Source organism: Mesorhizobium sp. WSM1497, from assembly GCF_001672455.2.
Lineage (GTDB): Bacteria > Pseudomonadota > Alphaproteobacteria > Rhizobiales > Rhizobiaceae > Mesorhizobium > Mesorhizobium ciceri.
In genome coordinates this window covers 4,811,905-4,826,934 of sequence record NZ_CP021070.1, presented here as the reverse complement: position 1 = coordinate 4,826,934, position 15,030 = coordinate 4,811,905, and the positions used below count along the sequence as shown (strand labels likewise).

Annotated in this window: 14 protein-coding genes; 7 read left to right on the top strand and 7 right to left on the bottom strand. The window is 62.1% G+C overall.

Annotated features, from left to right (window positions below; translation table 11 throughout):
- Positions 1-73 precede the first annotated feature (73 nt).
- From mch to A9K65_RS23600, 4 genes are read right to left on the bottom strand one after another with little or no spacing between them, the layout of a single operon-like run.
- The gene (mch, locus tag A9K65_RS23615; protein WP_084016234.1) at positions 74-1,030 is read right to left on the bottom strand and encodes a methenyltetrahydromethanopterin cyclohydrolase; all 957 of its coding nucleotides are present in this window, start codon (positions 1,028-1,030) and stop codon (positions 74-76) included.
- Positions 1,027-2,121 carry an ATP-grasp domain-containing protein gene (locus A9K65_RS23610; RefSeq protein ID WP_063172010.1) on the bottom strand — a complete coding sequence of 365 codons (1,095 nt, stop codon included), beginning with the start codon at positions 2,119-2,121 and terminating at the stop codon, positions 1,027-1,029. Before A9K65_RS23610 ends, mch begins: the two co-directional genes overlap by 4 nt.
- Before the next feature lie 13 nt (positions 2,122-2,134).
- Positions 2,135-3,028: an NAD(P)-dependent methylenetetrahydromethanopterin dehydrogenase gene (locus A9K65_RS23605; RefSeq protein WP_013532031.1), complete on the bottom strand. Its 894-nt coding sequence runs from the start codon at positions 3,026-3,028 to the stop codon at positions 2,135-2,137.
- 29 nt (positions 3,029-3,057) lie between these two features.
- Positions 3,058-4,029, bottom strand: a complete 972-nt coding sequence (locus tag A9K65_RS23600; RefSeq protein ID WP_024504393.1) for a beta-ribofuranosylaminobenzene 5'-phosphate synthase family protein — start codon at positions 4,027-4,029, stop codon at positions 3,058-3,060.
- Positions 4,030-4,182: 153 nt separating this feature from the next.
- Here A9K65_RS23600 and A9K65_RS23595 point away from each other — a divergent pair, with 153 nt between their 5' ends.
- The 7 genes from A9K65_RS23595 (at position 4,183) to A9K65_RS36530 (ending at position 10,325) form a co-directional block, all read left to right on the top strand.
- Positions 4,183-4,563, top strand: a complete 381-nt coding sequence (locus A9K65_RS23595) for a 4a-hydroxytetrahydrobiopterin dehydratase (RefSeq protein ID WP_013532029.1) — start codon at positions 4,183-4,185, stop codon at positions 4,561-4,563.
- A 117-nt stretch (positions 4,564-4,680) separates the two neighbouring features.
- Complete coding sequence (locus A9K65_RS23590) at positions 4,681-5,769, top strand: hypothetical protein (protein WP_063167857.1); 1,089 nt, start codon at positions 4,681-4,683, stop codon at positions 5,767-5,769.
- A complete protein-coding gene (locus A9K65_RS23585) occupies positions 5,763-7,394 on the top strand; it encodes a formylmethanofuran dehydrogenase subunit A (protein WP_064995350.1) in 1,632 nt (543 codons plus the stop codon). The genes A9K65_RS23590 and A9K65_RS23585 overlap by 7 nt, the downstream gene beginning before the upstream one ends.
- Complete coding sequence (fhcD, locus tag A9K65_RS23580; RefSeq protein WP_063172014.1) at positions 7,382-8,290, top strand: formylmethanofuran--tetrahydromethanopterin N-formyltransferase; 909 nt, start codon at positions 7,382-7,384, stop codon at positions 8,288-8,290. The genes A9K65_RS23585 and fhcD overlap by 13 nt, the downstream gene beginning before the upstream one ends.
- Positions 8,287-9,096 carry a formylmethanofuran dehydrogenase subunit C gene (locus A9K65_RS23575; protein ID WP_064995349.1) on the top strand — a complete coding sequence of 270 codons (810 nt, stop codon included), beginning with the start codon at positions 8,287-8,289 and terminating at the stop codon, positions 9,094-9,096. Before fhcD ends, A9K65_RS23575 begins: the two co-directional genes overlap by 4 nt.
- Positions 9,097-9,196: 100 nt before the next feature.
- A complete protein-coding gene (gene fghA / locus A9K65_RS23570; RefSeq protein WP_064995348.1) occupies positions 9,197-10,027 on the top strand; it encodes an S-formylglutathione hydrolase in 831 nt (276 codons plus the stop codon).
- Positions 10,028-10,199: 172 nt separating this feature from the next.
- Positions 10,200-10,325 carry a hypothetical protein gene (locus A9K65_RS36530; RefSeq protein WP_263498927.1) on the top strand — a complete coding sequence of 42 codons (126 nt, stop codon included), beginning with the start codon at positions 10,200-10,202 and terminating at the stop codon, positions 10,323-10,325.
- Between the two features lie 44 nt (positions 10,326-10,369).
- Here the strand turns inward: A9K65_RS36530 and A9K65_RS23560 are convergent, their stop codons facing one another.
- The 3 genes from A9K65_RS23560 to A9K65_RS23550 are packed head-to-tail and all read right to left on the bottom strand — an operon-like array spanning position 10,370 to position 14,573.
- On the bottom strand, positions 10,370-10,576 hold the full coding sequence (locus A9K65_RS23560) for a type II toxin-antitoxin system HicB family antitoxin (RefSeq protein ID WP_024504399.1): 207 nt from the start codon (positions 10,574-10,576) through the stop codon (positions 10,370-10,372).
- 4 nt (positions 10,577-10,580) lie between these two features.
- Positions 10,581-10,784 (bottom strand): type II toxin-antitoxin system HicA family toxin, encoded by a 204-nt coding sequence (locus A9K65_RS23555; protein WP_064995347.1) that lies wholly within the window; start codon positions 10,782-10,784, stop codon positions 10,581-10,583.
- A gap of 6 nt (positions 10,785-10,790) precedes the next feature.
- Positions 10,791-14,573 carry a vitamin B12-dependent ribonucleotide reductase gene (locus A9K65_RS23550; protein ID WP_064995346.1) on the bottom strand — a complete coding sequence of 1,261 codons (3,783 nt, stop codon included), beginning with the start codon at positions 14,571-14,573 and terminating at the stop codon, positions 10,791-10,793.
- Positions 14,574-15,030 lie beyond the last annotated feature (457 nt).

Genomic DNA, 15,030 nt, shown 5'->3' with positions numbered 1-15,030 from the left:
CCGCGGCAGGGCTGCACGGAAGGCAGTCGCCGGGCGGGCGAATGACAGACGAATCCCTTTGCACCGCCATGCCCTAGCCGAGACTCCGTTCGAGCATCTTCAGATCACGCCGACCGGCGCGAAAAGTATCGCCGGTTTCGATCGCTGTCACGATCACTTCAGCCGGGCTGAACAGCAACGGGTCGATGGCATAGAAATCGCCCTTGAACCGCGTGAATATCTCGGCGAAGGGTTGGCCGTAGTCCCGTGAGGCGCTGCTGGGAAGTTTTTCCGCAAGTTTGCCAGCCTCCTTCGCCGATCCTTTGACGAAGAGCTGGACGCTGCCGCCATAGATGATGGCATCGTTGGTTCGGCCCATAGCGGTCAGGAAATCCGGATGGGGGGCGGGGATCGGCGCCGTTCCGATGCCGTCGACAACGTTTTCCAGCGGGAATTTGAGATCGTTGATCTTGTGCAGGGCAACCTCGAGCGCGCGCGCCACGATCTGCACGCCGCCGGCAAGGCTTTGTGTCGGCGCGTAGAGGAAGGTGAGCTTTTCCGTCGCCAGTCCAGTTGCCTTGCTCACTTTCTCAACGGTCGCGCGGGGAGGCGGTTCGGCCGTCTCAAGGATAAGCACCGCGGACGATGCGATGTCATGATAGGAAAGTGTTTCGAACAGCGGTTCGACCCGGGCGAGGGCCCGCGCAGGCCCAGATCCCATCGCGAAATAGTCCTGGCCAGACAGGTTCCAGCCCGCATACTGGCTGCCCAGGCAGGCCAGCACCGGCTGCGAAGATCGCGCTTCGACGGTGAACGGCCATTGCTGTGACGCGCGATCCATGAATACCGAAACGCTGCCGAGACCGCCCATCGCAGCCTCAGCCATGCGCATCCCGGCCTCGACGCTGCCGACGGTCTTGGCGCCGGCATCGATCAGGCGCTCCCCCAATGGTCCCTTGGAAACGACGATACGCAGGCGTTCGGCGTCGCCGATCATGCCGTCAACGATGCGCTGTGCATTGTCGTTCAGGAATGCCGAACCGTTTTTCATGTCCGGTCTCCTTCCCATTGGAGTTGCAATTGGCTGGCTTGTCCCTTGATGAGCCGCTTGGTCGATTGGGCGCTCGGACCGCGCGCGAAGACCGTGCAGACAGGGTCGCCGGCAATCAGACGGGTGCCAGCCGACTGTTGGTCCGCTGTCCATTCAGGCCAGGCAATCGACGGAAAGTGAGTGATTGGCGTCGCGGCGTAGGTCACCATCGACGCCATCGAATCGACGAAGCGCGGCAAGCGGAAGACCTGACCCGTCGCGGCGCGCAGATGCGCTTCGATCAATGGCGCGTCAACATCGTCGAAAATGTCGAGGGTGGCGCCCGGCCTCGGATTGATCTCGATGAACGTGTAGCCATCCGGTCCGCGGATCAGATCGGCGCTGCACAATCCAAGCAGGCCGGCGCGCCGCGTCAGACTTGAGAGCCAGCCGCCGATGACCGCCGCCTGTCTGCGATCGAATCGTCTCAACCGTACGGCGCCGCCGTAGCGATAGGGCGCTGTGGGGGCGGGAGACGTCCATTGTTGGCTGAAACCCACGAGGTGCGCGGTTTGACCATTGCCGACGAACAGGGCCGAGATGCTGCGACCGGCAACGAAGCGCTGGAAGTAGCGGCCGGCGGTCGGGCTTTCTCCGGCTGCTCGTCTGACGTGTCCGCCGCCGGCGCCGCCCGCGGTCTTGACCACCCAGTTCTCCGGGTCAGGCGGCTGGTCCCATCGCAGTTGCGGATGCGGGATGCCGAGTTCGGCACAATCATCGGCCAGCAACTGCGGATCCTTGATCCTGCGGATCGCGGCGCCGCCATTGCCGGCGAGCCGAAAGTGTCGCGCGATTTTGTCCACGGTCTCAGGCATCCGCTCAAACCCTGAGCCCAGGACAATGGCGGCCGGCAGGTCGTCGCCAGCCAATCGCCGAAGCGTGTCGATGATGCGCTCGCCGTCGATGCCTCCTTGCAGGTCGCCTGGCAGCATTGTCGCGCGTTCTGCGAGCGCGACGGTGTCCGTATCGCAAAAGAAATCGGCGACCAGCGGACGATAGCCGGCGCGACGCGCGGCGGCGGCCAGCGCCCGGCCTGAAATTGCCGCGATCAAGAGAGATCCGGCGTTACTTGGCAATCTCGCGTGCAAGGGAAAACGCTTCCTGAAAACCGAGCGTGATCGTCTTTTCGGATTCGATCATTCTTTTGAAGAGACCGAATTCGACCTTATATTTGACATTGCCGATGGCAAGCGGACCAATGCCGACAGCTTTTGCCGCATCGAGTGGATCACCATTGGCATTGACGGCCAATCCTTCGATGCCGGCCGGGGGAACGGCATTGACGTCGGCCGCAATAAGCAGGTCATTGCCTTTCAATTGGGCTTTGGAGACCACCTGGACGCCAGCTTTGGCGCAAGCCAGGATAATTTCGTTGGCTTCGACCAGCTTTGTCTTGCGGGCGTCGCTCGATCCGTCAGCCGCATCGACGGTGAGGTGGAACCTGCTTTCGATCTCGGCCGCGATCTGCTTGACCCGTTCGATGCCGTCATGGCCGACAAGTGTGACCCGGGCACCTTCCCCTGCCGCGATGACGGCGGTGCAGAAGCCGACGACGCCGGTGGCGCCGAAAACAGCCACCCTCGTATCCCTGAGCGCACGCTGGAATTTCTTCTCCAGCGCCTTTTCGACCTTGGCCACCATCGCCGCGGCTGTGGTGAACGAGCCGGCTGGATCGGCAAATACCGAAACCTGGAAAGGCGGCACCATCGCCTTCTTCGCGGCGTCGAACATGTCGAGCGCCAACGAGGCATCCTTCCCGGCGATGAAGATGCCGGTGTCGACACCCGCATCCGGCGGGCGTGAAAAGATCGCGTCCTGGACCAGTCCCGTCACTTCGGCCAAGCCCACATCGACATAGGGGACGACGGCGTCGAAACCTGCGTCGAGCGCCATGTTCACGTCGAAGGGGCTCATCTGCTTCAACGGTGTCAGCATGTGCAGGATGTGTTTGCGGGCCATTTCTTGCCTTTCTGCCTGAAACTGAAGCGTCAGCTGCCGACGAGATCCAGCCTGGTTGAACTGATCTTCGCGCCGGAGTTCCTGCCCTTGACGATCTTGACCTCAAGGCCGCCCTCAACTGTCGTCTTCCGAACCGCGTCGACGAACTTGAGTGCGGCGTCCTGCGATGGCGCGAAGGCAAAGCCTGTCGGCCCCCAGGAACTCTGGCCGATGCCGACGGCGCCTGCTTCATTGAGACAGTGGGCCACCATCTCGACCCGCTTCGAGGTGAACACGCCGCCCTGGGCCGGGGCGAAATGGCTGCCGATCAGCATCTGTATCGCGGTGACGGCGGCGCCGAATGCCGGAAGGTCCCGCTCGACCAAAGCCGGCATTATGCCCATCAGCACCCTCCGGCAGATCTCCCCACTGCCTGCCGTTGGGAATGGCGGCAGCGAGCGAAACGCCGCAACCTCGGCTGCTCCATGCAGTCCATGCCCGGAATGGTCGAGGATGAGGAGGACGCGCCACTCTTCCGGAAACGGCAGCCGCGCGACGACCGGAGGCGTTCCGCCGCGGTCGTTCTTGCCGGCGTCGACTATGACGCCGCCGTCTTCGAAACTTGCGATGCCGATGCCGGATCGGCCGCCCCGCTCGAGCAGGTTAGCGTCGCCGGCGATGTCCAGAGGCAGATTGTGGAGCGTGCGCAACGCCGAGGCGACGGCAAGGGCGATCTGCGTGCCGGAGCCCAGACCCGCATGACTGGGGATCGACTGCTCGACCACCAGATGGTGCTGGCCGCGAATGCCGAGATGCTTGCAGAGCGTCGACAGATGCTCGCTGGCGCGGGTGCTCTCGGAGCCTTCGACGATGGTCTCGCTGGACCGCGACAGGGTGACGACGGTTTCGGGTTCGCTCAATGGAAGCCCGACGCTGCCGAACCGCCGTCCAGCATCGCCATTGAGATCAAGGAAGCCAAGGTGCAGGCGAGCGGGCACTCGTATGGTAACAGAATTCGACATCTGCCCCCCGATGGGTGCATCATGGATGCATCATGGAAGTTTAGGTGCCCGGTACCATGATAACTGTTTTCGTCGATGGGGCAAGCCAAAGAGAACGCATACGTGTTTGCCGGCTCCGGCGTGTGACAGACCGAGCAATTCGCGGAGGTCGAGATGAACGAGACAGTCAAGGAAAAGGTCTATTCGGAAGCCGAGATCGCCGACCGGCTTGAGAAGGAGCTGCCGAAATGGCGTTATGAAAACGGCTGGATCCGGCGCAAATACAAGACCCACAGCTGGAAATCGACGCTCATGGTCATCAACACGGTTGGTCATCTCGCCGAGGCGGCGTGGCACCATCCTGATATCACCGCCTCCTATGCCTGGGTCGAGGTGCGCCTGACGAATCACGCGGCGAAAGGCATTACCGACAAGGATTTCGAGTTGGCGAAAAAGATCGAGGATGTTGTCCAGTGGCAGCCGGCCAAGGAAGGCGGGGCACTGGAGGGCACTCCACTGACCGATCAACGCTTCGCTTACGTCAAATATGACTAAGCAGGGTCGGAATTTGTTGACGCGTATGAAAACATTCGCTGATCCGCTGCAGGGTGGGGTTCACGGCCAATCCAGTTTCGTCTAGGATCGAGCCGGCACCAGAAAGTAGTTTAGCGAATGGCGGTTGCTTGGATCGGCAACCGGGAAGCGCTGATTGAGCACGCGGCTGCGCATGCCGCGTCGCTATTGTCGTCAAGTCGGTGCCCGGTTTTCAGCTTTGATACGGATATAGATGGCACGAGGGCGGCGATCGCGCTGGCTGAGCGGGCTGGCGCGGCATACGACCATGCCGATGGTGCGGCACTTGCCCGAGAGACCGCGCTTTTTACCGACAAGGGGGCAATGACCGTCGCCCCCGGAGAGACGCGCCGGCGTGCCGATGTCGTGGTGATCGTGGGCGAGCTCCCGCGGATCCATCATGGTCTTGTTGGCGAACTTGCCGGGACGGTTCCCGACCTCTCGACCGGCAACCAGCGCGCGTTCTTCGTGGTAGGCCCAAACGGGATGTCTGTGCCGCCGCTGAACGGCGGACGCAAGGCAACGCAACTTTCCTGTGGCCAAGCTAGCCTCACCGCCACGCTGGCGGCACTGAGGGCACAGTACAAAGGGCGGCGTACATCGCAACCGGTGTCGAATTTCAATGATTTTGCCAAAGCTCTGGCGGCCGCGCATTTTCCCGTGTTCCTGTTTTCAGGCCACGCCGCCGAAGGCTTGGCATTGGAGATGCTGCAAGGACTGATCGCCGATCTCAATCGCAAATCGCGCGCATCCGGCCTTTATCTGCCGGCGAGCGAAAACGGGTGGGGAAGCGCGCTCGCCTCGGCCTGGATGACAGGTTTTCCGCTGCGCACCGGCTTTGCGCGCGGCCTCCCTGAATTCGATCCCTGGCGCTGCGATGTGGAGCGCATGATCGCTGCCGGCGAAGCTGACCTGCACCTGCGGATCTCCGCCGCAACGGCCCAACTACAGAAAAAAAGGGCACGCATGGCGCTGATTGTGCTGACGAAAACGGAAAAGCCGGTTGCCGGCGCCGCAGTCACCATGGCCATCGGCGAGGCTGGGGTCGATCACGATGCGGTTGTCTACTCCAGCCGCACGGGCTCGCTCAGGTCGATCGATGCGCAAGCGGCCTCGCAATTGCCCTCCGCCGCGACGATCATCCGCCTGATCGCTACCCACGCTTTCCTCGAGCCACTGCCATGCTGACGAAAATCGCCGACGGCGACATCATCGATCCCGTCAACGGCCGTCTCGGCAAAGGCGACCTCTGGATCAAGGACGACAAGATCGTTCCGGCGCCGGCGGGAGGGGCGGCCGACCGGACCGTCGAAGCCAGCGGCTGCATCGTGATGGCTGGCGCCATCGACATCCACTCCCACATCGGTGGCGGCAATGTGAACACCGCGCGGCTGCTCTTGCCCGAACAGCATGCCGCCCATCAGCTGCGGCCAGCAATGACGCCGCTCGCCAATGCCGGCTGGTCGACGTTCCAGACCGGCTGCCTCTACGCAAAGATGGGCTTTACGACGGTCGTCGAGCCGGCGATGTCGCCGGGAGCGGCGCTGCACACGCATCTCGAACTGGCCGACATCCCGATCATCGACAAAGCGACCCTTGCCATTCTCGGCAATGACGATTTCCTGTTGTCGATGATCCGCGACGACGCCCCCCGGACGATGATCGAGGACTATGTCGCCTGGACGGTCGCTTCGACGCGAGCGCTTGGGGTCAAGGTGATCAACGCCGGTGCGGCGGCCGCCTTCAAGGAGAACGTCCGCACCTTCTCGCTGGATGATGTCGTGCCTTCCTATGGCGTCAGTTCGCGCAAGATCGTCAAGACGCTGCAGGCCGCCGTCGACAATCTTGGCCTGCCGCATCCCTTGCATGTCCATTGCAACAATCTGGGCAGCCCCGGATCGGCGGATACGGCGGCTGCGACGATTGCAGCGGCGGATGGACTGCCGCTGCATCTCGCCCACCTCCAGTTCTATGGCTATGGCACGGAAGGAAAACGCGGGTTTTCCTCTGCCGCCGCACGGCTTGCCGAACTGGTCAACGCGACGCCGGAAGTCACCATCGATATCGGCCAGGTGATGTTCGGCCAGACGGTCACGGTCTCCTCCGACGTCATGCGGCAGTTTTCGGCGCGTGGCAGCGCACACCCGAAAAAGACCGTCATTCATGACGGTGACGGCAATGGCGGCGGCATCGTGCCCTACAGCTATGGCAAGGACTTCTACGGCACGATGCAGTGGGCGATCGGGCTCGAGCTTTTTCTCCTGATCGACGATCCCTGGCGTGTGTTCTTCACCACCGATCATCCCAACGGTGCACCTTTTACCGCCTATCCGGCGCTGTTCGAACTGCTGATGAGCCGGGAAGCGCGCACCGAAATGGCCGCCGGACTTTCCCTACCCGCCCTGGCGCTCTCTACCCTGGCCGCAATCGACCGCGAATACACGTTCGAGGAAATCGCCATCATGACGCGCGCGGCGCCGGCCAAGCTGCTCGGCTTGACGGATCGAGGCCATCTCGGCGCCGGCGCAACAGCCGACGTCGCTGTCTATCGCAGGGACCGCAGTATCGCCAAAATGCTCGGAGAGGCGGCGTATGTTTTCAAGGATGGCGATCTCGTCGTGCAAGACGGGGAAATCATCCATTACCGCTGGGGCAAGGCATTGAGGCTCAAGCCGCCTGTCGACAAGGCAATGGTGCGACGGCTCGAGGACTATCACCAGCAGCGCTACGGCCTGTCGCTGGACTGGTTTAATTTCCCGGATTCCGCGATTGCGCGCGAACAGCCATTCGGCGAGGTGCCATGCCGAACATGAGCATCAATGGCGTAACGATCGACGATACCTTCGCGGAAGCCTTCGGCATGCGCGCAACCGCCATCGTCATCACCGCGCCGAGCCGGAAATGGGCTCGCCAGGCGGCGATCACAATGACCGGCTTCGCCACCTCGGTGATCGGTTGCGGCTGCGAAGCGGCAATCGATCTCGACCTGCCGCCATCGGCCACACCGGATGGCCGGCCGGGCTGCCGCGTCATGATTTTCGCGATGGGAACGGACGAATTGCAGAAACAACTGCTCAATCGTGTCGGCCAGTGCGTTTTGACCTCGCCGGGTTCCGCCTGCTTTGCCGGGCTGCAGGGCAGCGCCGAGCTCAAGCTCGGTTCGGCACTGCGTTATTTCGGCGACGGCTGGCAAATCTCCAAGAAGATCGGCGACAGGCATTTCTGGCGTATTCCCGTCATGGATGGCGAGTTCCTGTGCGAAGCAACGACCGGACTGACGAAGGAAGCTGTCGGTGGCGGCAATTTCTTTGTCATGGCGCAAAGCAGCGCCAACGCTTTGGCCGCTGCCGAGGCCGCCGTCGGTGCGATCGGGATGGTGCCTGGCGCCATCGTGCCGTTTCCGGGCGGCATTGCCCGTTCGGGTTCCAAGATTGGTGGCAAATACAAAGGCATGATCGCCTCGGCCAACGAAGCTTACGCGCCGACACTGCGCGGCGTCGTCGCGAGTGAACTCGGTCCCGACATCAACGCCGTCCTGGAAATCGTCATCGATGGTGAGACCAATGATGCAGTTGCCGCCGCGATGAAGGCCGGCATTAAGGCTGTCATAGAGCTCGGCCCGAAAAGAGGCGCGGTTCGGATCAGCGCCGGCAATTACGGCGGCAAGCTCGGAAAATTCATCTACTCGCTGAAGGATATGCTGCCATGAAGGCGCTGACCTTCACCCTGGTTGCCGAGCCGCCGGAGCGCCTTGACCTGTCGCCGCTGACGCCGGAGCGGCTGGCCGGGATCGACAGGCGCGACGTTGAAAGAATCCAGATCGGCATGACGAAGCACGGCTCGAAGGTGGGCGACATTTTTCGCGTCGCCGGCAGCGATCCGACAAACATCGTGTTCGAGGGCGGAAGCACGCGCCTCGACCTTGTGGCGCAAGGCATGCGGGGTGGGTCGGTTCGCCTCGTTGGCAATGCCGGCGCCCAGGCCGGGCGCGCTATGCGCGGTGGCAAGCTCACGATCGAAGGCAATGCGGGTCCACACGCCGGCTCCGGCATGCGCGGCGGCAGGCTTGAGATAACAGGCAATGCCGGCGACGACCTCGGTGCGCCGCTCGTCGGGGAACTGGCCGGCATGAACGGCGGTGTTTTGATCGTCAGGGGCAAAGCGGGCGCCTTCGCCGCGGACCGCATGCGGCGCGGCCTGATCGCGGTGCTGAAAGGCTCCGGTGACCATGCAGGCAGCCGTATGATCGCCGGCACCCTGGTGGTGGCCGGTGGCACCGGTGAGATGCCCGGCTATCTGATGCGTCGCGGTTCGATCCTTCTCGATCGCGCGCCGGCACGCATGTCGCCGAGCTTCGTCGAATGCGGCGCACCCGAAAGCGTCTTCGCCGCCATCATCGATCGTTATCTGATTGCCGAGGGCATTTTGAAACGGCCGCTTCTGGGGAGCGCACCGCGCAAATATGGCGGGGATAACGCAGTGCTTGGAATGGGCGAGGTTCTTTTTCCGCGCTGAGATCCGTCGACACAGGAACCATACGATGGCAGGACGCAAGTGCTTGCCGCTGGGGTAGTGGTGGGGCCGACCGTCATTCGACCTGCAACGTGGAGAACACATGAAAATCATCTCTCAAGCGAAAGCCCATGGCGGCGTGCAGGGCGTCTATTCCCATTTGTCGACGAGTTGCCGTTGCGACATGACTTTTGCCGTTTTCATACCTCCGCAGGCGCGGGAGGCGCCTTGTCCCGTTGTGTGGTATCTCTCAGGCCTGACGTGTACCCACGCCAATGTAATGGACAAGGGCGAGTACAGGCGCATGGCCGCCGAGCTCGGCCTGATCGTCGTTTGTCCCGACACCAGCCCGCGCGGGGCCGACATTCCGGATGAAAAAGACAACTGGCAGTTCGGCTCCGGCGCCGGCTTCTATCTCGATGCGACGCAAGAGCCTTATGCGAAGAACTATCGTATGTATTCCTATGTCGCCGAGGAGTTGCCGGCCCTCATCGCGGCTGAATTTCCAGCCGATATGGCGCGCCAGGCAATCTTTGGCCATTCGATGGGCGGGCATGGCGCGCTGACGATTGCCTTGAAGAATCCGCAACGTTTCAAGAGCTGCTCGGCGTTCGCCCCGATCGCCCAGCCAAGCACCGCCGGCTGGTCGAAACCGGCCTTTGAGAAGTATCTCGGCAAGGATAAGGCCTCGTGGCGAAGCTGCGACGCGACGTCGCTCATCGACGACGGATACCGTTTCCCCGAATTTTTGGTGGATCAGGGAACGTCGGATGGATTTCTTGACGACGGGCTGAGGCCTTGGCTGCTTGAGGCGGCCTGCGCCAAAGCAGGTATTCCGCTAAAGCTGCGGATGCAGGATGGATACGATCACTCGTATCTTTTCATCTCCAGCTTCATGGACGACCATCTGAGATGGCATGCTGAGAGGCTTTGATCTGGGCAGGCCGAAGGCATGGCCAGATGCAAACAAGTTATTGCGACGCCTTACACCGAGAGCGTCGCGCTTGCCGCCGTCAAACGCTACACATCCCTGGATTGCGAAAATACTGAAAGCACTGGCCAGCCCCGATGAGGTTCCCGACCCACCCTGCGGCTGCTGGGGCGAAATGCCTGATGGCATCCAGTATTTCGAAGTGCCCTTGGGCGAGGGTCGGAAGCTGCTGTTCGTCCGCATCGGCCAGGACGAGCCGCTGTTTGACAAGCAGACGCTAAGGGTGTTGCCGGCGAGTTAGACGCCCGGACCAGAGCCTGATCCGGATCGAGTGGAGGCCTGCCTCTATGCCTCTACGTATTCCGCGAGGCTGACACCCTTGGGCACATCCAGCCCATCGGCTCGCAAACCTTCGATGTGAAAGCGTATTGCATCGCGAATCTCGGTTTCCACTTCAGGCACAGTGGCACCTGTCGCGATGCAGCCGGGTAGGTCCGGCACATAGGCAGAAAAATTATTTCCTGCTTTTTCAATCACCACCGCGTAACGCATGTCATCACTCCTTCAAACCTGACTGCTTGAGGATGCTGTTCAGTGTTCCTGGCGCAACCTCTTCAGACGGCTTGCCAGCCACGGTGACGCGGCCGGCTTTGACTTCATGCTTATATTGGCGATGGCTGCCCTTGGTTGCAACCAGATACCAGCCATCGGCCTCCAGCAGGCGAATGATCTCGCGAACTGTAAGCCGAGGAGGTGGCACTAGATCTCAGCTGCACCCGCTCGTCGAGCCGCACGTGTCGCACTTCTCGCAGGTCCCATTCCGCACCATCGTGAAATTCTGGCACTCGGAGCAGGAATTGCCGGTGTAGCCCTGGAGCAGCGATTTGGCGCGGCGGTCGTTGGCGAGTTTTTTTGCTTCGGCCGCCTCGACGGCCGCCGCGTCGGTGAACAATCCCGCCGTGGCGTCGGAGGCAGCACCCGCCGCTTCCTCGAAGGCGATGTCCTCGGCCAGTTCCTTCGCCCGCTCCTCATAGTCGCGCTTGTAGGCGACCGCTTCGTCGCTGGCGGGTTTCAGCGCCAGCACGTTGGAGCCGGAGAAGGCGGTCGGTGCCGAGCGGGCAGGGGCGCCCGATGGGGCCGCAAAGCCTTTCGGATCGTTGCCGCTGACGCGCGACACCAGCTTCACCGGCGAGGCGCCACGGGTCAGGCCCTTGGAGACCGCATCGGTCTTGCCTTCGCTGATGCCACGGCCAAGTGCGGTGTTGGAAAAGTCCGACTGGTCGACATGAGCGAGATCGTTGCGGCCGAGGTAGGAGATCGCCAGCTCGCGGAACACGTAGTCGAGGATCGACGTCGCGCTCTTGATGGCGTCATTGCCCTGCACCATGCCGGCCGGCTCGAACTTGGTGAAGGTGAAGGCGTGCACATATTCGTCGAGCGGCACGCCATATTGCAGGCCCAACGAAATGGCGATGGCGAAGTTGTTGAGAAGGCCACGCAAAGTCGCGCCTTCCTTGTTCATGTCGATGAAGATCTCGCCGAGACGGCCATCGTCATATTCGCCGGTGCGCAGGAAGATGGTGTTGCCACCGATCTTGGCTTTCTGCGTGTAACCCTTGCGGCGGCCGGGCAGCTTTTCCTGCTCGCGCGACACGCGCTCGATGATGCGCTCGACGATCCGCTCGGTGATCTGTGCGGCACGCGCTGCCGCAGGTGCGGCGAGCAGCTGCTCGACGGCTTCATCCTCATCGTCCTCGCCATCGGCGAGCAGCGAGGAGTTGAGCGGCTGCGACAGCTTCGAGCCATCGCGATAGAGCGCGTTGGCCTTCAGCGCCAGCTTCCACGACAGCATGTAGGCGCCCTTGGCGTCTTCCACCGTCGCATCGTTGGGCATGTTGATGGTCTTGGAGATGGCGCCGGAGATGAAGGGCTGTGCAGCCGCCATCATCTGGATGTGGCTGTTGATCGAAAGCGAGCGCTTGCCGATCTTGCCGCACGGGCTGGCGCAGTCGAACACGGCCAGGTGTTCGGGCTTGAGGAACGGCGCGCCTTCCAGTGTCATGGCACCGCAGACATGGATGTTGGCGGCCTCGATGTCCTTGCGGGAGAAGCCGAGCGCCGGCAGGATCTCGAACGAGAAGTCGTTGAGCTGCTCGTCGGTGAAGCCGAACGTCTCCTTCACCCAGTCGGCGCCGAGCGTCCACTGGTTGAAGACGAACTTGATGTCGAAGGCCGACTTCAAGGCTGCGTTGAGCGCCGCGATCTTGTCGTCGGTGAAACCCTTGGCCTTGAGCGCGCCGGGGTTGATGGCCGGCGCCTGGTTGAGGTTGCCGTGGCCGACCGCATAGGCCTCCATCTCGGCGATCTGGGCTTCGGAATAGCCGAGCGTGCGCAGCGCTTCCGGCACGGCGCGGTTGATGATCTTGAAATAGCCGCCGCCGGCCAGCTTCTTGAACTTCACCAGCGCGAAGTCGGGCTCGATGCCGGTGGTGTCGCAATCCATGACCAGGCCGATCGTGCCGGTCGGCGCGATGACGGTCGCCTGCGCGTTGCGGTAGCCATGCTCCTCGCCGAGTTCGATGGCGCGGTCCCAGGCGGCCTTGGCGTGGGTTGCAAGGTCCTGCTGCTTCAGGTCGGAAGCGACGAGCGGCACCGGGTTGACGGCCAGCTTCTCGTAGCCCTGCTTCTCGCCATAGGCGGCACGGCGATGGTTGCGCATGACGCGCAGCATGTTCTGGGCATTGCGGTCGTAGTCGGCGAAGGCACCGAGTTCGCCGGCCATCTCGGCCGAGGTGGCATAGGCCATGCCGGTCATGATCGCGGTGAGTGCGGCGCAGATCGCGCGGCCTTCATCGGAGTCGTAGGGAATGCCCGACGTCATCAGCAGGCCGCCGATATTGGCATAGCCGAGGCCGAGCGTGCGGTATTCGTAGGACTGCTTGGCGATCTCCTTCGACGGGAACTGCGCCATCATGACCGAGATTTCGAGCACGATGGTCCACAGCCGCACCGTGTGCTCGTAGGCTGCGATGTCGATCGTGCCGTCGGCGTTGCGGTAGGGCAGCAGATTGATCGAGGCGAGATTGCAGGCCGTGTCGTCGAGGAACATGTATTCGGAGCACGGGTTGGACGCCCGGATCGCACCGGCCGAAGCGCAGGTGTGCCAGTCGTTCATCGTCGTGTTGAAATGCAGGCCCGGATCGGCCGACGCCCAGGCGGCGTAACCGATCTTTTCCCAGAGATCCCTGGCCTTCAGCGTCTTCAGCACCTTGCCGTCCTTGCGGGCGGTCAGGTGCCAGTCGGCATCGTCCTCGACGGCGCGCAGGAAATTATCCTTCAGCGACACCGAATTGTTGGAATTCTGGCCCGAAACCGTGAGGTAGGCGTCCGAATCCCAGTCTGTGTCGTAGGTCTTGAACGACATCGAGCTATAGCCCTGCTTGGCGAACTGGATGACGCGGTAGATGTAGTTCTCCGGCACGGCCGACTTCTTGGCCGCCTTAATCTCGCGCTTCAGCGCGGAGTTGATCGACGGATCGAAGCAGTCGTCGCCATTGCCTTCGCAGTTGACGCAGGCCTTCATGATCGCTTCGAGATGCTTCTTGACGATCTTCGAGCCGGTCACCAGCGAGGCGACCTTCTGCTCTTCATTGACCTTCCAGTCGATGAATTCCTCGATATCGGGATGGTCGGCGTCGACGATGACCATTTTGGCGGCGCGGCGCGTCGTGCCGCCCGACTTGATGGCGCCCGCCGCGCGGTCGCCGATCTTGAGGAAGCTCATCAGGCCCGACGAGCGGCCGCCACCGGACAGTTTTTCGCCTTCGCCGCGCAGCAGCGAGAAGTTGGAGCCGGTACCGGAGCCGTATTTGAACAGGCGCGCTTCACGCACCCACAGATCCATGATGCCGCCCTCGTTGACGAGGTCGTCCTGTACGCCCTGGATGAAGCAGGCATGCGGCTGCGGATGCTCGTAGGAGGATTTCGACTTGGTCAGCTTGCCGGTGAAGGGGTCGACATAGAAGTGGCCCTGGCTCGGCCCGTCGATGCCATAGGCCCAGTGCAGGCCGGTGTTGAACCATTGCGGCGAGTTCGGCGCGACGCGCTGGGTGGCCAGCATGTAGGCAAGCTCGTCACGGAAGGCGCGTGCGTCTTCTTCCGACGCCTTGAAGTAGCCGCCCTTCCAGCCCCAATAGGTCCAGGTGCCGGCAAGGCGGTCGAAGACCTGGCGGGCGTCGATCTCGGAACCGTAGCGCTCGGCTTCCGGCAGCTTGGCGAGTTCCGCCTCATCGGCGACGGAGCGCCACAGGAAGGAGGGGACGTCGTTCTCTTCGATCTTCTTCAGGCGCGCCGGAACACCGGCCTTGCGGAAATATTTCTGTGCCAGGATATCGGCTGCGACCTGGGAGAACTGCGCCGGCACGTCGATATTGTCCAAGCGGAACACCACCGAGCCATCCGGATTCTTGATCTCCGAAAGCGCCTTGCGGAATTCGATCTCCGCATAGGCGGACTGTCCTGGCTTGGTGAAACGACGCTCGATGCGCATTGGTCCGGTCCCTTTTGTCTATATGTAGCGCTTTTCCCCAGGGATTTCTGCCCCCGATGCGAAACGCGCATGTCCGCCGTCTGCCGGCGTTCGAAAACGGCCGGCTCTCCATTTCGCAGCCTCCGCCGGCCCTGCTGGTCAAACTCCTTGCGAAGTGCCTGTCCAACGTGCCGACGAACCCACGGGTCCCTCAAAACTGATTTTTTTCCGATTCCCTCGGTCGAGGGAAATTCACACTATCTAGCGTCGAACCTACCTGCAAACACTAAATATAGTATTAACAGACAATTTATTCAAGCCCGACAATTGCCCCTATCGACCCCAACCGCCCCACAGTTCCAACGCTTCCGCCGGCCTCGTAACCAGGCGGAAATGCGAGCAAAACGCACATAATCCGGGAAAAAGACCGGGCTCAGAACTTTCCGGTCGCACTCTCAACAGGAGCGCATGGCCTATA

What these genes read in the sequence shown, in the direction of transcription:
- A9K65_RS23560 (WP_024504399.1), bottom strand. Translation starts at nt 10,576, where the DNA reads ATGCGTTACGCGGTGGTGATTGAAAAAGCAGGAAATAATTTTTCTGCC.
- A9K65_RS23585 (WP_064995350.1), top strand. Translation starts at nt 5,763, where the DNA reads ATGCTGACGAAAATCGCCGACGGCGACATCATCGATCCCGTCAACGGC.
- A9K65_RS23605 (WP_013532031.1), bottom strand. Translation starts at nt 3,028, where the DNA reads ATGGCCCGCAAACACATCCTGCACATGCTGACACCGTTGAAGCAGATG.
- A9K65_RS23590 (WP_063167857.1), top strand. Translation starts at nt 4,681, where the DNA reads ATGGCGGTTGCTTGGATCGGCAACCGGGAAGCGCTGATTGAGCACGCG.
- A9K65_RS23550 (WP_064995346.1), bottom strand. Translation starts at nt 14,573, where the DNA reads ATGCGCATCGAGCGTCGTTTCACCAAGCCAGGACAGTCCGCCTATGCG.
- A9K65_RS23600 (WP_024504393.1), bottom strand. Translation starts at nt 4,029, where the DNA reads ATGTCGAATTCTGTTACCATACGAGTGCCCGCTCGCCTGCACCTTGGC.
- A9K65_RS23575 (WP_064995349.1), top strand. Translation starts at nt 8,287, where the DNA reads ATGAAGGCGCTGACCTTCACCCTGGTTGCCGAGCCGCCGGAGCGCCTT.
- fhcD (WP_063172014.1), top strand. Translation starts at nt 7,382, where the DNA reads ATGCCGAACATGAGCATCAATGGCGTAACGATCGACGATACCTTCGCG.
- mch (WP_084016234.1), bottom strand. Translation starts at nt 1,030, where the DNA reads ATGAAAAACGGTTCGGCATTCCTGAACGACAATGCACAGCGCATCGTT.
- fghA (WP_064995348.1), top strand. Translation starts at nt 9,197, where the DNA reads ATGAAAATCATCTCTCAAGCGAAAGCCCATGGCGGCGTGCAGGGCGTC.
- A9K65_RS36530 (WP_263498927.1), top strand. Translation starts at nt 10,200, where the DNA reads ATGCCTGATGGCATCCAGTATTTCGAAGTGCCCTTGGGCGAGGGTCGG.
- A9K65_RS23595 (WP_013532029.1), top strand. Translation starts at nt 4,183, where the DNA reads ATGAACGAGACAGTCAAGGAAAAGGTCTATTCGGAAGCCGAGATCGCC.